The organism is Streptomyces sp. NPDC004721, from assembly GCF_053601495.1.
On the sequence record NZ_JBSGBZ010000009.1, the window covers coordinates 72,071 to 91,352 of the forward strand.

The 19,282-nt window shown below is 72.7% G+C and carries 18 protein-coding genes; 7 read left to right on the forward strand and 11 right to left on the reverse strand.

Annotated elements, in window-relative coordinates; translation table 11 throughout:
• The coding region (locus tag ACWEK3_RS10510; protein WP_453249489.1) for a hypothetical protein at positions 1-211 on the forward strand (211 nt) is incomplete at its 5' end.
• Between the two features lie 899 nt (positions 212-1,110).
• The gene (locus ACWEK3_RS10515; RefSeq protein WP_453249490.1) at positions 1,111-1,503 is read left to right on the forward strand and encodes a winged helix-turn-helix transcriptional regulator; all 393 of its coding nucleotides are present in this window, start codon (positions 1,111-1,113) and stop codon (positions 1,501-1,503) included.
• Here the strand turns inward: ACWEK3_RS10515 and mutM are convergent.
• From mutM to recG, 8 genes are all read right to left on the reverse strand, one after another.
• A complete protein-coding gene (mutM, locus tag ACWEK3_RS10520) occupies positions 1,476-2,360 on the reverse strand; it encodes a bifunctional DNA-formamidopyrimidine glycosylase/DNA-(apurinic or apyrimidinic site) lyase (RefSeq protein WP_453249491.1) in 885 nt (294 codons plus the stop codon). The genes ACWEK3_RS10515 and mutM overlap by 28 nt on opposite strands.
• 143 nt (positions 2,361-2,503) lie before the next feature.
• Positions 2,504-3,334 carry a ribonuclease III gene (gene rnc / locus ACWEK3_RS10525; protein WP_453249492.1) on the reverse strand — a complete coding sequence of 277 codons (831 nt, stop codon included), beginning with the start codon at positions 3,332-3,334 and terminating at the stop codon, positions 2,504-2,506.
• A 7-nt stretch (positions 3,335-3,341) separates the two neighbouring features.
• Positions 3,342-3,515 (reverse strand): 50S ribosomal protein L32, encoded by a 174-nt coding sequence (gene rpmF / locus ACWEK3_RS10530; RefSeq protein ID WP_003951102.1) that lies wholly within the window; start codon positions 3,513-3,515, stop codon positions 3,342-3,344.
• A gap of 2 nt (positions 3,516-3,517) precedes the next feature.
• The gene (locus tag ACWEK3_RS10535) at positions 3,518-4,180 is read right to left on the reverse strand and encodes a YceD family protein (protein ID WP_376405242.1); all 663 of its coding nucleotides are present in this window, start codon (positions 4,178-4,180) and stop codon (positions 3,518-3,520) included.
• Positions 4,181-4,538: 358 nt separating this feature from the next.
• Entirely contained in the window at positions 4,539-5,675 is a 1,137-nt protein-coding gene (locus ACWEK3_RS10540) for a DivIVA domain-containing protein (RefSeq protein WP_453249493.1), read from the reverse strand.
• A gap of 116 nt (positions 5,676-5,791) precedes the next feature.
• Entirely contained in the window at positions 5,792-6,271 is a 480-nt protein-coding gene (coaD, locus tag ACWEK3_RS10545; protein ID WP_365421794.1) for a pantetheine-phosphate adenylyltransferase, read from the reverse strand.
• Positions 6,272-6,297: 26 nt separating this feature from the next.
• Positions 6,298-6,885 (reverse strand): 16S rRNA (guanine(966)-N(2))-methyltransferase RsmD, encoded by a 588-nt coding sequence (gene rsmD / locus ACWEK3_RS10550; RefSeq protein ID WP_450544821.1) that lies wholly within the window; start codon positions 6,883-6,885, stop codon positions 6,298-6,300.
• Between the two features lie 66 nt (positions 6,886-6,951).
• Positions 6,952-9,171 carry an ATP-dependent DNA helicase RecG gene (gene recG / locus ACWEK3_RS10555; RefSeq protein ID WP_453249494.1) on the reverse strand — a complete coding sequence of 740 codons (2,220 nt, stop codon included), beginning with the start codon at positions 9,169-9,171 and terminating at the stop codon, positions 6,952-6,954.
• A 164-nt stretch (positions 9,172-9,335) separates the two neighbouring features.
• On the opposite strand from recG, the gene ACWEK3_RS10560 reads away from it, so the two are divergent.
• Both ACWEK3_RS10560 and ACWEK3_RS10565 read left to right on the forward strand, forming a co-directional pair.
• Positions 9,336-11,210, forward strand: coding sequence for an HSP90 family protein (locus ACWEK3_RS10560; protein ID WP_453249495.1), 1,875 nt, complete (start codon positions 9,336-9,338; stop codon positions 11,208-11,210).
• Positions 11,203-14,139, forward strand: coding sequence for a tetratricopeptide repeat protein (locus ACWEK3_RS10565; protein WP_453249496.1), 2,937 nt, complete (start codon positions 11,203-11,205; stop codon positions 14,137-14,139). Before ACWEK3_RS10560 ends, ACWEK3_RS10565 begins: the two co-directional genes overlap by 8 nt.
• A gap of 3 nt (positions 14,140-14,142) precedes the next feature.
• On the opposite strand, the gene ACWEK3_RS10570 is transcribed toward ACWEK3_RS10565, so the two are convergent.
• Entirely contained in the window at positions 14,143-15,858 is a 1,716-nt protein-coding gene (locus ACWEK3_RS10570; RefSeq protein WP_453249497.1) for a DAK2 domain-containing protein, read from the reverse strand.
• A 273-nt stretch (positions 15,859-16,131) separates the two neighbouring features.
• Here ACWEK3_RS10570 and rpmB point away from each other — a divergent pair, with 273 nt between their 5' ends.
• Positions 16,132-16,317, forward strand: a complete 186-nt coding sequence (rpmB, locus tag ACWEK3_RS10575) for a 50S ribosomal protein L28 (protein ID WP_003993230.1) — start codon at positions 16,132-16,134, stop codon at positions 16,315-16,317.
• A 154-nt stretch (positions 16,318-16,471) separates the two neighbouring features.
• Here the strand turns inward: rpmB and thiD are convergent, their stop codons facing one another.
• Both thiD and ACWEK3_RS10585 read right to left on the reverse strand, forming a co-directional pair.
• Positions 16,472-17,326, reverse strand: coding sequence for a bifunctional hydroxymethylpyrimidine kinase/phosphomethylpyrimidine kinase (gene thiD, locus ACWEK3_RS10580; RefSeq protein WP_450544812.1), 855 nt, complete (start codon positions 17,324-17,326; stop codon positions 16,472-16,474).
• Positions 17,323-18,288, reverse strand: coding sequence for a thiamine-phosphate kinase (locus ACWEK3_RS10585; RefSeq protein ID WP_365421759.1), 966 nt, complete (start codon positions 18,286-18,288; stop codon positions 17,323-17,325). The genes thiD and ACWEK3_RS10585 overlap by 4 nt, the downstream gene beginning before the upstream one ends.
• Before the next feature lie 206 nt (positions 18,289-18,494).
• On the opposite strand from ACWEK3_RS10585, the gene ACWEK3_RS10590 reads away from it, so the two are divergent.
• Together ACWEK3_RS10590 and ACWEK3_RS10595 are read left to right on the forward strand one after the other, a co-directional pair.
• Entirely contained in the window at positions 18,495-18,728 is a 234-nt protein-coding gene (locus tag ACWEK3_RS10590; RefSeq protein ID WP_003997603.1) for an Lrp/AsnC family transcriptional regulator, read from the forward strand.
• Positions 18,729-18,748: 20 nt separating this feature from the next.
• Positions 18,749-19,231, forward strand: a complete 483-nt coding sequence (locus ACWEK3_RS10595; RefSeq protein WP_450544810.1) for a DUF3515 domain-containing protein — start codon at positions 18,749-18,751, stop codon at positions 19,229-19,231.
• The last annotated feature ends 51 nt before the right edge of the window (positions 19,232-19,282 follow it).

Here is a 19,282-nt window from a genome sequence, read left to right on the forward strand (position 1 = left end):
GGGGAACCGAATGCGCATTCGACGAATCCTCGCCGCCGTCAGCGCCACGGCAGCCCTCGCCGGGCTCGGCCTCACAGGCGCCGCCACCGCCACCGCACAGGGTGGTGGCTTCACCACCCCTTCTCAGTGCAGGGAGGGCGGCGGACAGCCCTATCTGCACAACACCGTCAAATGCTGGGGCGGTAAATACGACGGGCTGACTGTCGACTAAACCCCACAAGGCGCCCCGCAGCCACGCGCCGCGGGGCGCTCCCGCGCGAGCGTAGCCGGGAGAGTCGCAGGGACTGTGCCGACCCGTCGGACACACCAGGTCCGAGTCGGCCCGGAAGCACTCGGCGGGCGGGGAGCACCCGAACGCCGTCGCGCGTGAGCGCAATGGGTGGTCTCTTCGTTCCAGGGCCTGTCCGACGGGTCGCGTCACCGACCCCGCACCTGCCAGCCATGTCACCTGAATGGCGCAACATGACGTGCCACCCACATGAGTGAGGATCAAGCTGACTAGTGCACCAACCGAGGTAATCCGTGAAAGGGGAACCGAATGCGCATTCGACGAATCCTCGCCGCCGTCAGCGCCACGGCAGCCCTCGCCGGGCTCGGCCTCACAGGCGCCGCCACCGCCACCGCCGCCACACCCAGCCCCAGCCCTGGTCAACGGTTTGTCACCTCTGAACAGTGCAGGGAGGGCGGCGGAACGGTAGAGGGCTTCGACTGCAAGGGCGGTACATACAACGGCCGGGGGGTCGACTAAACCCCACAAGGCGCCCCGCAGCCACGCGCCGCGGGGCGCTCCCGCGCGAGCGTAGCCGGGAGAGTCGCAGGGACTGTGCCGACCCGTCGGGCACGCTAAGACGTACCCCGGGCCGTCTCTGGGCCGTCAGCGGGTGCTCAACGACGACCAACGCTGACAACCACCGACAGCTAAGTCGCAGGTCTCAGCGTTGATCGATTACGCGGCCGCGGGTCAGAAACCCGGCCCTTCACTTCTTCGGGTACTAGTGCCGCGGCACCAGCTCGGGCACGGGCGGGACCCGTCCGGCGGATCGTCAGGTGGCGCTGACTCCTGGTTAGCGCCACCTGACGGTTAGCGCTGTGCGCGCGTACGCTTGGGTCATGAGCACCCCGCAGACCCAGGACGACCTCCCTTACAGCGTGTTCGCCAGGGCCTGCCCTTCGCGCGGCACGCTGGAGCATGTGACGGGGCGCTGGGGCGGGCTCGCGCTGAGCGCTCTGCACGAGGGCTCGTTCCGCTTCAACGAGCTGCGCCGCCGTGTCGACGGTGTGAGCGAGAAGATGCTGTCCCAGACCCTCCAGGCGCTGGAGCGGGACGGCCTGGTGCATCGCGAGGCCCAGCCGACCAACCCGCCCCGGGTGGACTACGAGCTCACGGCGCTGGGCCGCGAGGTCGCCGAGCGGCTGCTGGCCCTCATCCACTGCGTGGAGGGGCGCATGGACGACGTCCTGGCGGCGCGCGAGCGTTACGACGCCACGCGCGGCGCCCGCTGACACTTCGGGCAGTAGTAGCTGGAGCGGTTCATCCACGGGCGGCGGCGCAGCGGGGTGGCACAGCGGCGGCAGGGCAGGCCCTCGCGGCCGTAGGCGTCCAGGGAGCGGTCGAAGTAGCCGGACTCCCCGTTGACGTTGACGTAGAGGCTGTCGAAGCTGGTGCCGCCGACGGCGAGGGCCTCGTTCATCACGTCCCGGACGTGGGCGAGGAGTTCGGCCGTGCGGGGGCGGGTGAAGGTCGCGGTGGGGCGTTCGTAGTGGACGCGGGTGCGCCACAGGGCCTCGTCCGCGTAGATGTTGCCGACGCCGCTGATCAAGGACTGGTCGAGCAGGGCCCGTTTGATGGTGGTCCGCTTGCGGCGCAGGGCCTGGTGGAAGGCCTCGTCGTCGAACAGCGGGTCGAGGGGGTCGCGGGCGATGTGCGCGATGACGTCGGGCAGTCCGTCGGGGGTGGTGTCGTGCAGCGACAGGCCGCCGAAGGTGCGCTGGTCGACGAAGCGGAGTTCGGTGGCCTCCGCCGCGGAAGCGGCTGATGTCGGCGTGTCGGCGAAGCGGACCCGGATGCGCAGGTGCTTCTCGGTGGGCGCGCTCAGCGGCTGCACCAGCAGCTGGCCGCTCATGCCGAGGTGGGCCAGGATCGCCTGGCCGCTGTCCTGGAGGGGCAGCCACAGGTACTTGCCGCGGCGGCTGGGCAGACCGAGCCGGTGGCCCTGGACGCGGTGCGCGAAGTCCTCCGCGCCGGCCGGGTGGCGGCGTACGGCACGCGGGTGCAGCACCTCGACGCCGGCGACCATCCGGTGCGCGACCCACCGTTCCAGTCCGCGCCGTACGACCTCGACCTCGGGCAGCTCGGGCATGACTCCCCCGTTCACACATCGCGGCCGGTGCGGCCGTCACGGGCCGAGCGCCCGCCCCGGGGCGGGGACGGGCGCTCGGTCGCGTTCTGCTGGGCGCGGCCTGGCGGAGGACCGCCGGACAGCCGTGCTCGGTTTCCCGGTTCTCAGGCGGAGGCCGGCGCCTCATCGGCGCCGTCGGCGGACCCCACCGCCTTGGCGCGCTCGTCCGCTGCGGCCCGGATGGCCCGCCACGCGGACTCCGCGGCCTGCTGCTCCGCCTCCTTCTTGCTGCGGCCGGTGCCGGTGCCGTACGAGACGCCTCCGACGCGGGCGGCAGCAGTGAAGGTCTTCTCATGATCGGGGCCGGTCTCCGTGACCAGGTACTCGGGGACGCCGAGCCCCTCGGTCGCGGTGAGCTCCTGGAGACTGGTCTTCCAGTCCAGGCCGGCTCCGAGGTTGGAGGACTTCTCGATCAGCGGGTCGAACAGGCGGTGCACCAGTTCGGAGGCCGCGTCGAGGCCCTGGTCGAGGTAGACCGCGCCGATCACCGCTTCCAGGGTGTCGGCGAGGATGGACGCCTTGTCCCGGCCGCCCGTGCCCTCTTCACCACGGCCGAGCCGGATGAAGGCGCCCAGGTCGAGGCCACGGCCGACCTCCGCCAGCGCACGCGAGTTGACCACCGCGGCCCGCAGCTTGGCCAGCTGGCCTTCGGGCAGGTCGGGGTGGGTGCGGTACAGCGTGTCCGTGACGACCAGGCCGAGGACGGAGTCACCGAGGAACTCCAGCCGCTCGTTCGTCGGCAGACCGCCGTTCTCGTACGCGTAGGAACGGTGGGTCAGCGCGCGCACCAGAAGGGCGGACTCGAGCTGGTAGCCGAGCCGCCCTTCCAGAAGCGTGTGGGACGAGGCCGTGTTGTCCGACGGAGCACCTGCGCGTCGGCGATTGCCCGCTTCGGCGCCTTCCGCCTTCTTGGCAGTGGACACAGTGCCTCTCACCAGCCGCTCAGACCTCGAGGACCTGGCGCTTGTTGTAGGTGCCGCACGACGGGCACGCGATGTGCTGCTGCTTGGGCTCGTGGCAGCGCTCGCACGCAACCAGGGTGGGGACCGCAGCCTTCCACTGCGACCGGCGGTGGCGCGTGTTGCTGCGCGACATCTTCCGCTTCGGAACAGCCACGGCTACTTCTCCTGCTTCTCGTCGGCGCGTGCTGATCGAGGCGCGCCGCCGCTCATCTCGTCCTTCTCGCCGTCCTTCATGGTGCCGGCGAGTCCCTGCAAAGCCGCCCAACGGATGTCGACGGCGTCGTGGTGGTGGTCCGGGTCGTCCACCAGCCGCGCTCCGCACTCGGAGCACAGACCAGCGCAGTCTTCCTGGCACACCGGCTGCATCGGCAGTGCGAGCACCACCGCATCCCGCAGCAGAGGTTCGAGGTCGAAGAGTCCGTCCTCGAGGAAGAGCCTGTCCTCGTCGTCCTCGTCGTCGGCGGCGTCTTCGTCGGACCGTGCGATCGCACGGCCCCGCTCGTCGGCGTCGGGGTACGAGAACAGCTCCTGGAAGTCCGCGTCGAGTTCGAGCTCGAGCGGCTCCAGACACCTTACGCACTCCCCCTCGGCCTGTGCACGGGCGGTGCCTGTGACGAGCACCCCTTCCATGACCGACTCGAGCCGGAGTTCGAGCTCCACCGGGGCGCCTTCCGGCACTCCGACGACGCCCTGGAGACCGAGGTCCCTGGGGGCGGGGACCGTACGGGTCTGGCGCTGCAGCGCGCCGGGCCGCCGCCCCAGCTCGTGTGTGTCGAACACAAGAGGGTTGCGGTGGTCGAGGCGGGCGTTCTGAGCCATTCCTGCTTTCGGTTTCCGAACTCGGGGGGTCGCTTTCCCGGTGGCGTTCCGGGCAGCGCTGATCGCGGACGTATGCACGACCGAAGAGCCAGGATACTTGACCTTTCGCTCTCGGCCCAATCGGGCGGCCCGCCTAGTGCTGCGATCGGAAAGGTTCACCGGCTCGCGACGCCCGGCACGGCTCCCCCCAAGCTCTTCGAGCAGGGGGACCCCCAGCCGCGTTGTCGCATCACCCGAGTACATCCAGTACGCGGGCGATGCTCCGCCTTGCGATACTCCCCCGCTGCCTGAAGGGCGTGGGAGCTACCCCCAGCACCGGACGCCGCGAGCTTTCCGGCAAACCTTTCCGGTCACAGCACTAGAGGCCGCGGCCCTGTTCGTAGGCGCGCAGCTGCTCGGCGCTGATCATGCTGGTGTCGAAGAGGCTGGTCTCGTCGAGGGCGTGGGTCTGCGGTTGCGCGTACCCGTGGTGGTCCTGGGGGTCCTGCTGCCCCTGCTGGGCCTGGTTCGGGTCGTAGCCGGCCGGCTGCTGGGCGTCGTAGGCCTGGAAGGGGGCGCCTCCCGCCTGGGCGTAGCCGGAGGTGCCGGCGGTGGGGGCGTAGGGGTCGGGCTGCTGGTAGCCGTACTGGTCCTGCTGGCCGTAGCCCTGCTGATAGCCGCCGTACGGATCGCCCTGCTCGGGCTGCTGGTAGCCGTAGGCCGGCTGCGGCTCGTACTGCGGCGAGATGGGCCGCTCGGCGGGCGGGGCCGCCGGGGAGCGCGGGGCCGCCGGGGCGTCGGCCAGGGCCGCGAGGTCGGCGAGGTAGTCGGCGTCGCTGGAGTGCTGGACGGTGGTGGTGTCGTCGGCGAGGGCGCCGAGGTCGTCGGTGGCGATGCGGCCGTGCAGCTTCTGGCGGCCGCGGCCGACGGCCTCCAGGGTCTTGGCGAGGACCGCCTCGAAGGCACCGAGCTTGGCGTCGACGTACGCGTCGGCGTTGCGGCGCAGGGTCTCGGGGTCGTGGCTGCGCTCGGGGGCGTCCTCGTCCTCGTAGCCGTCCTCGTCGAGGCCGGGGCCGGTGCCGAGCAGCTTCTCTCGGCCGCGGCCGACCGAGCCGAGGGTCTTGGTGAGGACGACCTCGAAGTTGGCGAGCTTGGAGTCGACGTAGTCGTCGGCCTCGGCGCGGACCTCCTCGGCCTCCTGCCGGGCCTCGCCGAGGATCCGGTCGGCCTCGGCCTGGGAGCGGCGGGCGACCTCGGTGCCGGAGACCAGCGAGCCGCGCTCGGCGTGGGCGCCCTCGATGATCCGCTCGGCCTCGCGCCGGGCCTCCTGCACCATCTGGTCGCGGTCGCCGATCAGCTCCTGGGCCTGCGCGAGGGAACCGGGCAGGGCCTGGCGCACCTCGTCGAGCAGCGCGAGCAGGTCGGCGCGGTTGACCACGCACGACGCCGACATGGGCATGGACCGGGCGCCGGAGACCGTGGCCACGATCTCGTCGAGCTTCTTCTGCACGTCCACCGTGTGCTCGCCACTCTCTACAGGTGTGTTGGACTACCGATGTGTCGGAGACGGACGGGACGACTGTACGTCCATGAGGTGATCGCCGGACACCGGGTGACGGGCCGTCAGCCGCCTCAGTCCTTCTTCAGCCGCTGGGTGAGGGCCTCGAGGACCAGCGGCGGCACCAGGTGGGAGACGTCTCCACCCCATGCCGCGACCTCCTTGACCAGGGAGGACGACAGGAAGCTGTAGGTGGGGTTGGTGGGCACGAACAGCGTCTCGACGCCGGAGAGGCCGTTGTTCATCTGGGCCATCTGCAGCTCGTAGTCGAAGTCGCTGACGGCGCGCAGGCCCTTGACGATGGCCGGGATGTCGCGCTGCTTGCAGAAGTCGACGAGGAGGCCGTGGAAGGCCTCGACGCGGACGTTTCCGTACTCGGCGGTGACCTGCTGGATGAGGTCGATCCGCTCGTCGATCTCGAACAGGCCCTTCTTCGACTGGTTGATCATCACCGCGACGTAGACCTCGTCGTAGAGACGGGAGGCGCGGGCGATGATGTCCAGGTGTCCGTTGGTGATGGGGTCGAACGACCCGGGGCAGACGGCGCGGCGCACTTGAGATCCCTCGCTCTCCGGTCCGGTCATCGTGCGTCTTCGCACGTAGAGGCGGCGCGACCGTACCAAAACGTCCCTTCGCCGTAGCGACGGGCCCTGATCGCGTCGAACCCTCGCGGCCACGTGAACTCGCCGCCCCTGGTGCTGCGCTCCACGGTGACGAGGGCGCCCTCCGCGAGCCACCCCTCGGTGCGGAGTGTGAGCAGAATCTCGCGAAGATCGTCGTCGGAGACCGCGTACGGCGGGTCGAGGAAGACTATGTCGTACGGCTCCGCCGGGGGCGGCGTGTGGACGATCTGTTCCGCTCTGCCCGCCCGTACGTCGGCGCCGGGGAGGCCGAGCGCCTTGACGTTCTCCCGGACGGTGCGCACCGCTCGCGCGTCGGCCTCCACGAGCAGGGTGTGCCCGGCGCCCCGGGACAGCGCCTCCAGGCCGACGGCGCCCGAGCCGGCGTACAGGTCCAGGACGCGTTCGCCGTCCAGCGGGCCGCCCAGGAGGGACTGCCAGGTGGAGAACAGGCCTTCGCGCGCCCGGTCCGAGGTGGGGCGGGTTCCGTTGCCCGGCGGTACGGCGAGACGGCGTCCGCCGGCCCGGCCGGCGATCACGCGGGTCATGTCTGGTCCTTGCTTGTCGGTGGCGGCCTTGTCGGTGGCGGCTCGGGTGCGGCCGGTCCCAGTCTGTCAGCCCTTCTCCAGGTATTGCTCCCGCTCCTCGTCCAGCAACGCGTCCAGCGCCGTGCGCAGTCCGGGCAGGTGCTCCAGGTCCGGGTCGGCGGCCACCACCGCGGCGGCCTCCTCGCGGGCCTCGGCGATGATCTCCTCGTCGTCGATGACGGCGAGCACCCGCAGGCTGGAGCGGGCGCCGGACTGGGCCTGGCCGAGTACGTCGCCCTCGCGGCGCTGTTCGAGGTCGATGCGGGAGAGCTCGAAGCCGTCGAGGGTGGAGGCCACCGCGTTCAGCCGCTGCCGGGCGGCGCTCGCCTCCGGCATCTCGGTGACCAGCAGGCACAGGCCGGGCGCCGCGCCACGGCCGACGCGGCCGCGCAGCTGGTGCAGTTGGGAGACGCCGAAGCGGTCGGCGTCCATGATCACCATCACTGTGGCGTTCGGCACGTTCACGCCGACCTCGATGACCGTGGTGGCGACCAGGACGTCGGTCTCGCCGGCGGCGAAGCGGCGCATGACCGCGTCCTTGTCGTCGGGCTGCATCCGCCCGTGCAGCACCTCGACCTTCAGGCCGTGCAGGGGGCCCTCGGCGAGCCGGCCCGCGATGTCCAGCACGGCGAGCGGCGGTCGCTTCTCCGCCTCGTCCTCGGCGGACTTCTTCGCGGCGGCCTTCTTCGGGTCGTCCTCCTCGTCCCCGATGCGCGGGCAGACCACGTACGCCTGGTGGCCCTTCGCCACCTCCTCGCGTACCCGCTCCCAGGCCCGGGCGAGGAAGTGCGGTTTGTCGGCGGCCGGGACGACATGGCTGGCGATGGGCGAGCGGCCCGCCGGGAGCTGGTCGAGGACGGACGTCTCCAGGTCGCCGAAGACGGTCATCGCGACCGTGCGCGGAATGGGCGTGGCGGTCATGACCAGCAGGTGCGGGGGTTGCCTGCCCTTGCCGCGCAGGGCGTCGCGCTGCTCGACGCCGAACCGGTGCTGCTCGTCCACCACGACCAGCCCCAGGTCGTGGAACTGGACCTTGTCCTCGATCAGCGCGTGTGTGCCGATGACGATGCCCGCCTCGCCGGTGGCCAGGTCGAGCAGGGCCTGCCGGCGCGCCGCGGCGCCCATGGATCCGGTGAGGAGGACCACCTTGGTGCCAAGCTCGGCACCGCCCAGCATGCCTCCCTCGGCGAGCTCCCCCATCATCTCGGTGACCGACCTGTGGTGCTGCTGTGCCAGCACCTCGGTGGGCGCGAGCATCGCGGCCTGCCCGCCCGCGTCGACGACGGCGAGCATGGCGCGCAGGGCGACGAGGGTCTTGCCGCTGCCGACCTCGCCCTGGAGCAGGCGGTGCATCGGGTGCTCGGTGGCCAGGTCGGCGAAGATCTCGCGGGAGACGTTCCGCTGCCCCTCGGTGAGGGTGAAGGGGAGGCGGTCGTCGAAGGCCGCCAGGAGTCCGTCCGGGACGGCTACGCGGGCGACGGCGGGGAGTTGAGTGTCCGCGTGGCGGCGGCGGGCGAGGGCGACCTGGAGGACGAAGGCCTCGTCCCACTTCAGGCGGGCGTGGGCGTCGGCGATGTCCGCCTTGGTGTGCGGGCGGTGGATCTTGAGCAGGGCCTCGGGGAGGGTGATCAGGCCGCGGCCCGCGCGCAGCGACTCGGGCAGCGGGTCGAGCGCCTCCTGGGCACTGGGCAGGACTGTCTGGACCGCCTTGCCGATCTTCCAGGACTCCAGCTTGGCGGTGGCCGGATACATCGGGATGAGGGCGCCGGCCCAGTTCTCGACCGCTTCTCCGTCCTCGCCCTTCAGCAACTCGTACGCCGGGTGGGCCAGTTGCAGCCGTCGGTTGAAGACCGAGACCTTGCCCGCGAACATCGCGCGCGTGCCCGGCAGGAGTTCCTTGTGCGGCTTGTGCACGCCGTTGCCGAAGAAGACCAGTTGGAGCCGGCCGCTGCCGTCCGTGATCGTCACCTCCAGGCGCTGGCCCTTGCCGCGGGGCGCGCGGGTGGAGGCGAACGTGTGCAGGCGGGCGTCGGCGACCTGGGCGACCACCGTGACGTGCTCGTCCATGGGCAGGTCCGCGAGGTGCGTGAGCTGGCCGCGCTCCTCGTACCGGCGCGGGTAGTGGTGCAGGAGGTCGCCGACGGTGTGCAGGCCGAGGTGCTCGGCCATCACCTTCGCGGTGGCGGGGCCGAGCACTGACTTCAGTGGCTGTTTCAGTGGTTCTTGCAGTGCGGGCACGAGATCCATTGCACACCACGGCACCGACAATCCCGTAGACCTCCCGGGAAACCCCTGGTCAGCCGGTCCGTCCGGGCCTAGGATGACGTGCTCCGGCCATCCCCGCGGCAGCCGCCTCACAGGTGCCGCCCTACCCCGCGCCGACGCGAAGTCCCCCCACCGGCGCTGCGACGATGGACTTCCAGATCTCACAGTCAGCACAGGCATCCCACTCACCACAGTCGTCCCGCCGGCCCGACTCGGCCCATATGTTCCAGGTCGATCTGCGGGGTCTGGTGGACCTGCTCTCGCACCACCTGTACTCCAGTCCCAAGGTCTACCTGCGCGAACTGCTCCAGAACGCCGTGGACGCCATCACCGCCCGGCGCGCGGAGGAGCCCGGCGCCCCCGCGCGCGTACGGCTGTTCGCGGACGGCGACACCCTGCGGGTGGAGGACACCGGCGTCGGTCTCACCGAGTCCGACGTGCACGAACTGCTGGCCACCATCGGCCGCAGCTCCAAGCGGGCCGACGGCCTGCGGGAGGCGCGCTCGGACTTCCTCGGCCAGTTCGGCATCGGCCTGCTGGCCTGCTTCGTGGTGGCCGAGCGGATCCGGGTGGTCAGCCGCAGCACCCGTACGCCCGACGCCCCGCCCGTGGAGTGGACGGCACGCGACGACGGCTCGTACACCGTGCGGACCCTCCCGGACTCCGCCCGCCCGGAACCCGGCACCACCGTGCACCTCCAGGCCCGGGCCGGGGCGGGCCAGTGGCTCACCGAGCAGCGTGTGCTCGCGCTGGCACGGGACTTCGGGTCGCTGCTGCCGTACGACGTCCGGGTGGGCGAGGAGCCGGTCACCGACCTGCCGGCGCCCTGGGACCGGGCGTACCCCTCCCCCGCGGCCCGCCGGGTCGCCCTGGCCCGGTCCTGCCACGAGGCGTTCGGGTTCACCCCGCTGGACACCATCGGCCTGGACGTACCGCTGGCCGGGATCCGCGGGGTGGCGTACGTGCTTCCGTCGGCGGTCAGCCCGGCGCAGCGGGCGGGTCACCGCGTGCACCTGAAGGGCATGCTGCTGACCGAGCGGGCCGAACAGCTGCTGCCCGACTGGGCGTTCTTCGTACGCTGCGTGCTCGACACCGACAGCCTGCGGCCCACCGCCTCGCGGGAGTCGCTGTACGAGGACGAGACGCTGGCCGCCGTGCGCGAGGCGCTCGGGGAGCGGATCCGGTCCTGGCTGACCTCCCTCGCGGCCGGCGATCCGGAGCGGCTGGCGGCGTTCCTCTCGGTGCACTTCCTGGGCGTGAAGTCCCTGGCCCGGCACGACACGGAGATGCTGCGCACGATGCTGCCGTGGCTGCCCTTCGAGACGACCGACGGGCGGCTCTCTCTGGAGGAGTTCGCGCAGCGGCACCCCGTCGTGCACTTCACGCGCACGGTCGAGGAGTACCGGCAGGTCGCGCCGATCGCCTCCGCGCAGGGCATCGGCGTCGTCAACGGCGGCTACACCTACGACAGCGAGCTGCTCGAGGCGCTGCCGTCGGTCCGTCCGGGGACGGTGGTCGCCGAGCTGGACGCGGACACCGTGACCGCGCACCTGGACTCCGTCGATCCGGCCGGGGAGCTGGCCCTGTCGGGCTTCCTGGCCGCCGCGCGGGACCGGCTGGACCCGCTGGGCTGCGACGTCGTACTGCGCGCCTTCCACCCGCTGTCCGTGCCGGCGCTGCACCTGGACGACCGGGCGGCCCGGCACGAGCAGGCCCGTGCCGAGGCCGAGGCGCAGGCCGACGACCTGTGGGCGGGCATCCTGGGCTCGCTGCGGGGCGGCGCCCCGCGCGCGCGTCTGGTGCTCAACCACCTCAACCCGCTGATCCGCCGGATCGGTTCGCTGGGCGACCCGGAGCTGATCGGCACGGCGACCGAGTCGCTGTACGGGCAGGCGCTGCTGATGGCGCAGCGCCCGCTGCGGCCGGCGGACTCGGCGCTGCTGAACCGGGCGTTCATCGGCCTGCTGGAGTGGGCCACGCACAGCGGCACCGACGCGACGGGGACGGCCACCGATGAGTGAGATCACCGACTTCGACTCGCTGCGCCGGGAGATGGCGGCCAACGGCGCGCGGCCGGAGGGCCCGGCCCGCAACGCGCGCGCGGAGCGGCTGCTCGCCGAGGCCGAGAGGCTGAACATCCCGCTCGCCGTGATCGAGGCGCTCGGACACCAGCTGAAGGTCTACAACTACAGCTCCGAGAGGGACAGGATGTTCGTCCCGTTCGCGCGGCTGCTGCGCATGTGGGACGAACGCCCGGAGGACTTCGACGAGTACGAGACCCACTCGCTGCACTGGGTCTTCAAGTGGATGTCGGCGGGCATGCTGCGCCAGCCGCACATCCCGCTGGCCGCCGTCGAGAAGTGGCTCGGCGAGATGGAGCACCGCTACCGGCTCGCAGGCCACTCCGAACGCGCCGTGCGCAGCGCCGAGTTCAGTGTCGCCCGGCACATCGGGGACCTCGCGCGGGCGGAACGGGCGTACGCGGAGTGGCTGGCCGCCGACCGGGACAGCATGGCCGACTGCCACGCCTGCGAACTGCACGACCAGGGCCAGTGGCAGGCCGAGTGCGGCCGGGACGCGGAGGCGGTCGAGCTGTGGCGGCCGGTGCTGGACGGCGAGTTCTCCTGCGCCCACGAGCCGCACGGCGTCCTCGCCTCCTCGCTGCTGCCGCTGCTGCGGCTCGGTCGCCTCGACGAGGCACGCGCCCACCATCTGCGGGGCCTGAGGCTGGTGCGGCCGATGGAGAGCATGCGCGACGCCTACGCCGACCATGTGGAGTTCTGCGCGCTGACCGGCAACGAGGCGCGGGCCCTGGAGCTGCTGGCCGAGCGGCCGGCGTACTTCACGGACGACGGCAACCCGCTCGGCAGGCTGGACTTCCTGGCGGTGGCGGCCCTGCTGATGGACCGGCTGGTCGAGCTGAGGCGGGACGGGCAGGCGGTGCCCGGTCCGGCGGGGCGTGCCTGGACGGCCGGCGAACTCGCCGTGCACGCGCGCGCGGAGGCGTCGGCCCTGGCGGCCTGCTTCGACGAGCGCAACGGCACGTCCCGGGTCGGCGAGTGGGCACGCGCGCGCATGGCGCGGCGCCCGCTGGTGGACCGGCTGCCGCTGGGCGTGCGCACGGCTCGGACCGCCGGCATCGCTCCCGCTCCCGCCGTGCGCGCCCCCGTTGAGGCGGCGGCCGAAGCGGCGGCGCCCGAAGAAGCCGACCTGCCCGCGCTGATCGCGAAGGCGCGGCGGCTGTCGGACACCCTGCGGCCGCACGCCGTGGAGGCGTGGGCGGCGGTCGCGCGGGCCGCGGAGGGCGCCGAGCTGGAGGCCCGGGACCTGGCCGAGATCGCCGACCACGAGGCGATGGACCGGGGCCCCGAGGGCGACGCGCTGTTCGAGCGGGCGGCCGAGCTGTACGCGCGGGCGGGCGATCCGGGCGAGGCGCTGGCGGCACGCTCGCGTGCGGCCTACGTCAGGGCGCTGACCGGCGACGTGGACGGGGCGCTCGCCGCGGTCGCCGAACCCTACGAGCGGGTCCTCGCGCTGTACGCCGAGGAGGCCACCGGCGTACGGCAGGCCGCGTCCGTGGTGATGGGACGGGCGCGGATCCTGATGCGGCCGGTGTACGAGGCCGGAGGGCCCGTGGACCCGGGGACGCTGTCCGCCGCCGAGGAGGCCGCGCGCGAGGTCCTGGCCCTCGTGGAGGGGCACGCCGGGGACGATGTGCGGCTCGCGTCCCGGGCGGCCGAGGCGCGGGCGATGCTCGCCGAGACCGCCGCGCGCACCGGGGACCTCCGGGGGGCCGCGGAGCTGTTCGCGCGGGCGGCGGCCGAGTACGTCGGGGCGGGCCTGCCGTGGTTCGCGGTGGAGTACGAGGCCCGGCTGGCGGCGCTCGCGCACCACCTGGGCGATCCCGAGGGCGCCGAGCGGGCGCTGCGGGCGGCCCTGGAGCACGGCGGGACGCATCTGGAGGCCGTGGGCCGGGCACAGCTGCACCTTCAGCTCGCCGAGGTGCTCGGCGGCCTGGACCGGACCGAGGAGGCGGCGGAACACGCCCTGGAGGCGGCGCACTGGGCCGACGAGGCGGACGAGGGGCCGGCGCTCGGGGCCTGGGCCCGGCAGCAGCTCGGTGGTCTGCTGCTGCGGCTGGGGCGGTGGGCGGAGGCCGCCGAGGTGCTGGAGTCCGCGCTGCCCGACCTGTCCGCCGAGACGCACGGCGACGGGGCCGTCGTACAGACGCAGTGGTGGCTCGGCGACTGTCTGAGCGAGCTCGGAGAGCACCGTGCGGCGGCCGAACGCAGGCTCCAGGCCGCCGAGACCGCCCGGCACTGGCCCGAGCAGCAGGACCACGCGACCCTCGCCCATCTGGCCGCCGAGTCGCTGAGCCGGGCCGGGCTGCACGACGAGGCGGACCGTGCCTACACGCGCGCGGGCGACCTGTGGCGCTCCCTGGGCGACGTGCACGGTCTGGTCCGCGCCCTGCGCGCACGCGCGTGGCTGGCACTGGGCACCGAGGCCGGCTTGGACGCGGCGCGGGAGCTGATGGGGGCCGCCGTCACCGAGTGCGAGGCGGCGCTGGACGCGGTGGACGACACGGCGGCGCGGCAGCGGCTCGTCGTCGAACTCGGGGACACCCACCGGCAGTTCGGTGAGCTGCTCGCGGACAGCGCGGAGGACGAAGGGGACGGGGCCGCGTCCGAGGAGGCCCTGTCCAGGCTGGAGCAGGCGATCGCCGCCTTCGCCCTGCTGGGTCCGGCCGCCCTGCACGACCGGACCGGAGCGGAACTCGCCGCGGGCCGGCTGGCGGCCGACCTGGGCCGCCCCGCAGAGGCCACCGCACGCGCGCGTGCCGTGCTGGCGGCCTACGAGGACGCCGACGAGGAGGACGACCGGACGCCTTCCCGCCGCACGGAAGCCGAAAGACTCCTGCGAGCCCTCGAGGAGGGATCCGAGAACTGAGGCTCACTCCACCCCGATGAGCAGCAGCGCCCCCTGCCGGCCGCCCTGGTAGACCACCGTGTCGACGGCGAGGTAGGTCTCGCGGACGCGGGTCTGGAGGCGGTCCGCGATCGAGTCGGGGGCCTCGTCGCCGAGGACCAGGGTGACCAGTTCGCCGCCGGCCGAGAGCATGCGGTCCAGGACGGTCTCGGCGGTGGCCGCGACGTCCGAGCCGATCACGGCCACGTCGCCGTCGATGAGGCCGAGGACGTCACCGGCCTGGCAGATGCCGGCCGTGGTCCAGGACTGGCGTTCCGCGACGGCGACCTCGGCGTGCCGGGTCGCCCCTGCCGCCGAGGTCATGGCGACGACGTCCTCGTCGAAGCGGCGCCCCGGCTCGTGCACGGCGAGGGCGGCGATGCCCTGCACGGCCGAGCGGGTCGGGATCAGGGCGACGCGGACGCCCTCCCCGCGGGCCTGCTCGGCCGCGGCGGACGCGGTGTGGCGCAGTTCGGGGTCGTTGGGCAGCAGGACCACCTCGCGCGCGTGTGCCCGCCGTACGGCCTCGACGAGTTCTCCACTCGCGAGCTGCTCCCCGGGCCGGGCGAGCACCGCGGTCGCCCCGGCCTCGGTGTAGAGCCCGGCCAGGCCCTCGCCGGGCACGACGGCCACCACGGCGCGCTGGGCCCGTTCCCGGTGCGGCCGCCCGGACCCGCCGGTGTGCGCGTCACCGGCGCCGAAGTGCGTGATCCGGATCCGGTGCGGCCGTCCGGCCTCCACGCCCGCCTCCACGGCGGCTCCGGCGTCGTCGACGTGCACGTGCACGTTCCACAGGCCGTCGCCGCCGACCACGACGAGGGAGTCCCCGAGCCCGTCGAGCCGCTCGCGCAGCCGGGCGACGGCCGCGTCCTCGGCGTCCAGCAGGTAGATCACCTCGAAGGCGGGACCGCTCGCGGGCGGCGCGCAGGCGCCGGGCCCGTCGTCCTCGGCGGCGCACCCGCGCGCGTGGGGCACGACCGGCCGGCCGTCAGCCGTCACTGCGGCTGCCGAGGGGGACGCGCCCTGCTCCGGCGTCCGTCCCGTGAACGTCTCCACCAGGGCCGCGAGGACCGCCACCAGCCCCTGCCCGCCCGCGTCGACCACCCCGGCGCGCTCCAGGACCGCCAGCTGGCCGGGGGTCGCGGCGAGGGCCGCGCACGCTCCCTCGTAGGCGGCCAGCGCGACCGTCCCGCAGTCTCCCTCCGCCCCGGTGACCGCGTCCGCGGCTGCCGAGGCCACGGACAGGACCGTGCCCTCCATCGGATGCGCCACGGCCTGCCGGGCGGAGTCGGCCGCGCGCCGCAGGGCCAGGCACAGGCCGCGCCCGTCGGTGTGCGCGCGGTCACCGTCGGCGGCGAACACCTGGGCCATGCCGCGCAACAGCTGGGCGAGGATCGTCCCGGAGTTGCCGCGGGCCCCGATCAGCGCGCCGTGCGCCATCGCCCGCGCGGCGTCGGCCAGGGAGGGGCCGGAGGAAGTCCCGTCGGTCCCGCCGCCCACCTCGTACGCGGCGAACACGGCCTCCACCGCCGCCGCGGCGGACTCCACGGTCAGATACAGGTTGGTGCCGGTGTCCCCGTCGGCCACGGGGTAGACGTTGATCGCGTCGATCTCCTCGCGCGCGCGCCCCAGCGCCCGCAGCGCCAGTCCGCACCAGGCGCGCACCGCCGGCGCGTCGAACGTCTGCGGCACCTGCGCCACCTGCGCCTCCCTGAGCTGCTGGACTGGACGCAGCGTAGACCCCGGGGCGGTGTCGGACGGAAGAGGGCCCGCGCGGACCCCGGAGCCACCATGGTAGTTTCGCCCTACGGACGCAGCCGTTGTATGCTGCTCCGGTTGCCCGATCCTGATCGGGCTCTCCCCCTGGCAACGCCACTCGGATTTCAAGTTTCAAGAGCATTTTCTGAGCCTGAGATCTTGATCCCGGCATGCCGGGATCAACCGTAAGTGCATCTGAAGTCTTTGGAGTGACCCGTGGCTGCCAACTGCGACGTCTGCGGCAAGGGGCCGGGCTTCGGCAACAACATCTCGCACTCGCACCGCCGTACGTCCCGTCGCTGGAACCCGAACATCCAGCGTGTGCGTACCGTGGTCGGCGGGACGCCGAAGCGCGTGAACGCCTGCACCTCGTGCATCAAGGCCGGCAAGGTCTCGCGCTGACGCACAGCAACAGCTAAGCGCGCGGCCACCGCTGGTTCGCTGCACTGAGCCGGTCCACCTCGGTGGACCGGCTTTTTGCCGTACCCTCGCACGCCATGCCCGCACACGCCGTACCCGCGCACCGGGACCGCCGGTCGGTGCGCGGGCCGCGCGACTACCCCGCCTGAGACCCGCGCAGGGCCCACCCGTGGTCCACGGGCCCGATCCCCCCGCCGAGCGCGAAGCCGGCCGCGATCGCCCCGGTGACGTACTCCTTGGCCGCCGCCACTGCCTCCGGCACGGAATCGCCCTTCGCCAGCTGCGAGGCGATCGCGGAGGCGAGGGTGCAGCCGGTGCCGTGCGTGTGCCGGTTGTCGTACCGGGGGGCGCGCAGCCAGTGCTCCTCGGCGCCGTCGGTGAGCAGGTCCACGGCCTGGTCACCGCCGTCCCGCACAGTCCGGTTCCCGCCCTCCCACCCGGTGTCCCCGGCGAGGTGGCCGCCCTTGATCAGCACCCACTTCGGCCCGAACGCCAGCACCGCCTCCGCGGCCTCCCGCATCTGCTTCTCCGTCCGCACCCGGACGCCGGTCAGCTGGGCCACCTCGTCGAGGTTCGGCGTGGCCACGGTCGCCACCGGCAGCAGCCTGGTCCGTACGGTCCGAAGGGCGGACGCGGCAAGGAGCGAGTCGCCGTGCTTGGAGACGCCGACCGGGTCGACGACTGCGGGCGCGTCGGTCCCGGCGATCAATTCGGCGACGGCCCCGGCCAGTTCCGCCGAGGCCAGCATCCCGGTCTTGACCGCCTGGACGCCGATGTCGTCCACGACGCTGCGGAACTGGGCCCGGACCGCCTCCACGGGCAGTTCCCACGCGCCCTGCACGCCGAGGGAGTTCTGCGCGGTGACCGCGGTGATCACGCTCATGCCGTGCACACCGAGGGCGAGCATCGTCTTCAGGTCGGCCTGGATGCCGGCGCCGCCGCCGGAGTCGGAGCCCGCGACGGTCAGCACCCGGGGAGGGGCGGCGGTCATGACTCGATGTCCCCGAAGTGGTCCCAGCCGCCCTTGCTGGTCCACGGCGCGCCGTCGACCGTGACCTGGGGCAGGGCCGAGGGGCTGAGCACTTCGCCGATCACCTTCCAGCGGGCCGGCAGCTTCACGTCCGGGGGGAAGGCCGCCACGATCGCGTGGTCCTCTCCCCCGGTCAGCACCCACTGCAACGGGTCGACTCCGACGGCCTGCCCGATGTCGTTCATCTGCGAGGGGATGTCTATGGCTCCGGAGCGGATGTCGATGTGGACCTTGCTGGCCTCCGCGATGTGCCCGAGGTCGGCGATCAGTCCGTCGCTGACGTCGCACATCGCGGTGGCGCCGAGCCCGGCGGCCGCGGGACCCGCGTGGTACGGCGGCTCGGGGCGGCGGTGGGCCTCGACGAAGGCGCGGGGCGAGCGGAAGCCCCGGGAGAGCACCGCGTATCCGGCCGCGGACCAGCCCAGCCAGCCGGTCACCGCGATCAGGTCGCCGGGTTGTGCGCCGGCGCGGGTGACGGGCTCGTGGTTGCGCAGATCACCGAGCGCGGTGATCGACACCATGATCGTGTCGCCGCGCACCACGTCGCCTCCGACGACGGCGGCCCCGGCGACCTGGCACTCGTCGCGCAGCCCGTCCATCAGCTCGGTGGGCCAGGTGACCGGGAGCTCGGTGGGGACGACCAGGCCGAGCAGCAGCGCGGTCGGCACGGCGCCCATGGCGGCGATGTCCGCGAGGTTCTGGGCGGCCGCCTTGCGGCCCACGTCGTAGGCCGTGGACCAGTCCCGGCGGAAGTGCCGCCCCTCCAGGAGTATGTCGGTGCTCGCCACGACCCTGCGGTCGGGGGCGGCGACCACCGCGGCGTCGTCGCCGGGGCCGACCCGGACCGCCGGGGTGGTGGTGAGACGGGAGGTGAGCTCCCTGATGAGCCCGAACTCCCCGAGCTCACCAACAGTGCCCTTCATCGACCTTTCGCCCCTTCTGTCCCTGTACGTTCCCGGTCGCGCTTCAACGCGGTCCTCGCTACGGTCGAGGTGACCGTCAACTTCTGTCCTACCTGCACCCCGTCGCGTGCGTCACGGTCTTCCCGGGTCTCCCCACGGCGTGTGACGACGCGATACCGTGGCGTTCCTTTTCCCCACATGATCCTCGTGGCCGCCCTGGAGGTTCCGTGGTACAGGCGTACATCCTGATCCAGACGGAGGTCGGCAAGGCGTCGACCGTCGCCGAGACGATCAGCAAGATCCCTGGGGTGATCCAGGCCGAGGACGTGACGGGACCGTACGACGTCATCGTGCGCGCCCAAGCCGACACCGTGGACGACCTGGGCCGCATGGTGGTCGCGAAGGTCCAGCAGGTGGACGGCATCACGCGCACTCTGACCTGCCCGGTCGTGCATCTGTAGCCCCCGTCTACCCTTGGCCGGTGAGCTTCTTCCGTCACCGGCTTCTCGGCCTGCCCGTTCTCGCCGCGCTGATCACCGCCGCGGGCTGTTCCCCAAGCGACGACAGCGCCACCGTGGCGGTTCCCAGCCCACGGCCGTCGGTTGCCGAACTGTGCCGGAATCTGGACAGGGAACTGCCTGGGAAAGTGGACGGACTGAGCCGCGAGGACCCCCGGCCCGCCTCCGGGCTGACCGCGGGCTGGGGAAGCCCGGCGATCATACTGCGCTGCGGTGTCCCGCGGCCCGCCGCGATGGACGATCCGGAGGCCGACGGGGCCGAGGTGAACGACGTGGGCTGGCTGCTGCAGAAGCAGGGGGACGGGTCGTTCCGCTTCACCACCACGCTGCGCCTTGCCTATGTGGAGGTGACGATCCCCGCGGGGCGGACGGACCACGGGGTGGCGCCGCTGGTCGATCTGGCCCCGGCCGTGAAGAAGGCGATCCCCAAGGGGATCGCCGACTGAGCGCCCGACACGCGCCGCGGGGGCCCTGGACGCCTGCCGGCACCCGCCGCC

Bases quoted from the DNA above. Each gene is read 5' to 3' on its own strand.
- ACWEK3_RS10515 (WP_453249490.1), top strand. From the start codon at position 1,111: ATGAGCACCCCGCAGACCCAGGACGACCTCCCTTACAGCGTGTTCGCC.
- mutM (WP_453249491.1), bottom strand. From the start codon at position 2,360: ATGCCCGAGCTGCCCGAGGTCGAGGTCGTACGGCGCGGACTGGAACGG.
- ACWEK3_RS10535 (WP_376405242.1), bottom strand. From the start codon at position 4,180: ATGGCTCAGAACGCCCGCCTCGACCACCGCAACCCTCTTGTGTTCGAC.
- rsmD (WP_450544821.1), bottom strand. From the start codon at position 6,885: ATGACCCGCGTGATCGCCGGCCGGGCCGGCGGACGCCGTCTCGCCGTA.
- recG (WP_453249494.1), bottom strand. From the start codon at position 9,171: ATGGATCTCGTGCCCGCACTGCAAGAACCACTGAAACAGCCACTGAAG.
- ACWEK3_RS10560 (WP_453249495.1), top strand. From the start codon at position 9,336: ATGGACTTCCAGATCTCACAGTCAGCACAGGCATCCCACTCACCACAG.
- ACWEK3_RS10565 (WP_453249496.1), top strand. From the start codon at position 11,203: ATGAGTGAGATCACCGACTTCGACTCGCTGCGCCGGGAGATGGCGGCC.
- thiD (WP_450544812.1), bottom strand. From the start codon at position 17,326: ATGACCGCCGCCCCTCCCCGGGTGCTGACCGTCGCGGGCTCCGACTCC.
- ACWEK3_RS10585 (WP_365421759.1), bottom strand. From the start codon at position 18,288: ATGAAGGGCACTGTTGGTGAGCTCGGGGAGTTCGGGCTCATCAGGGAG.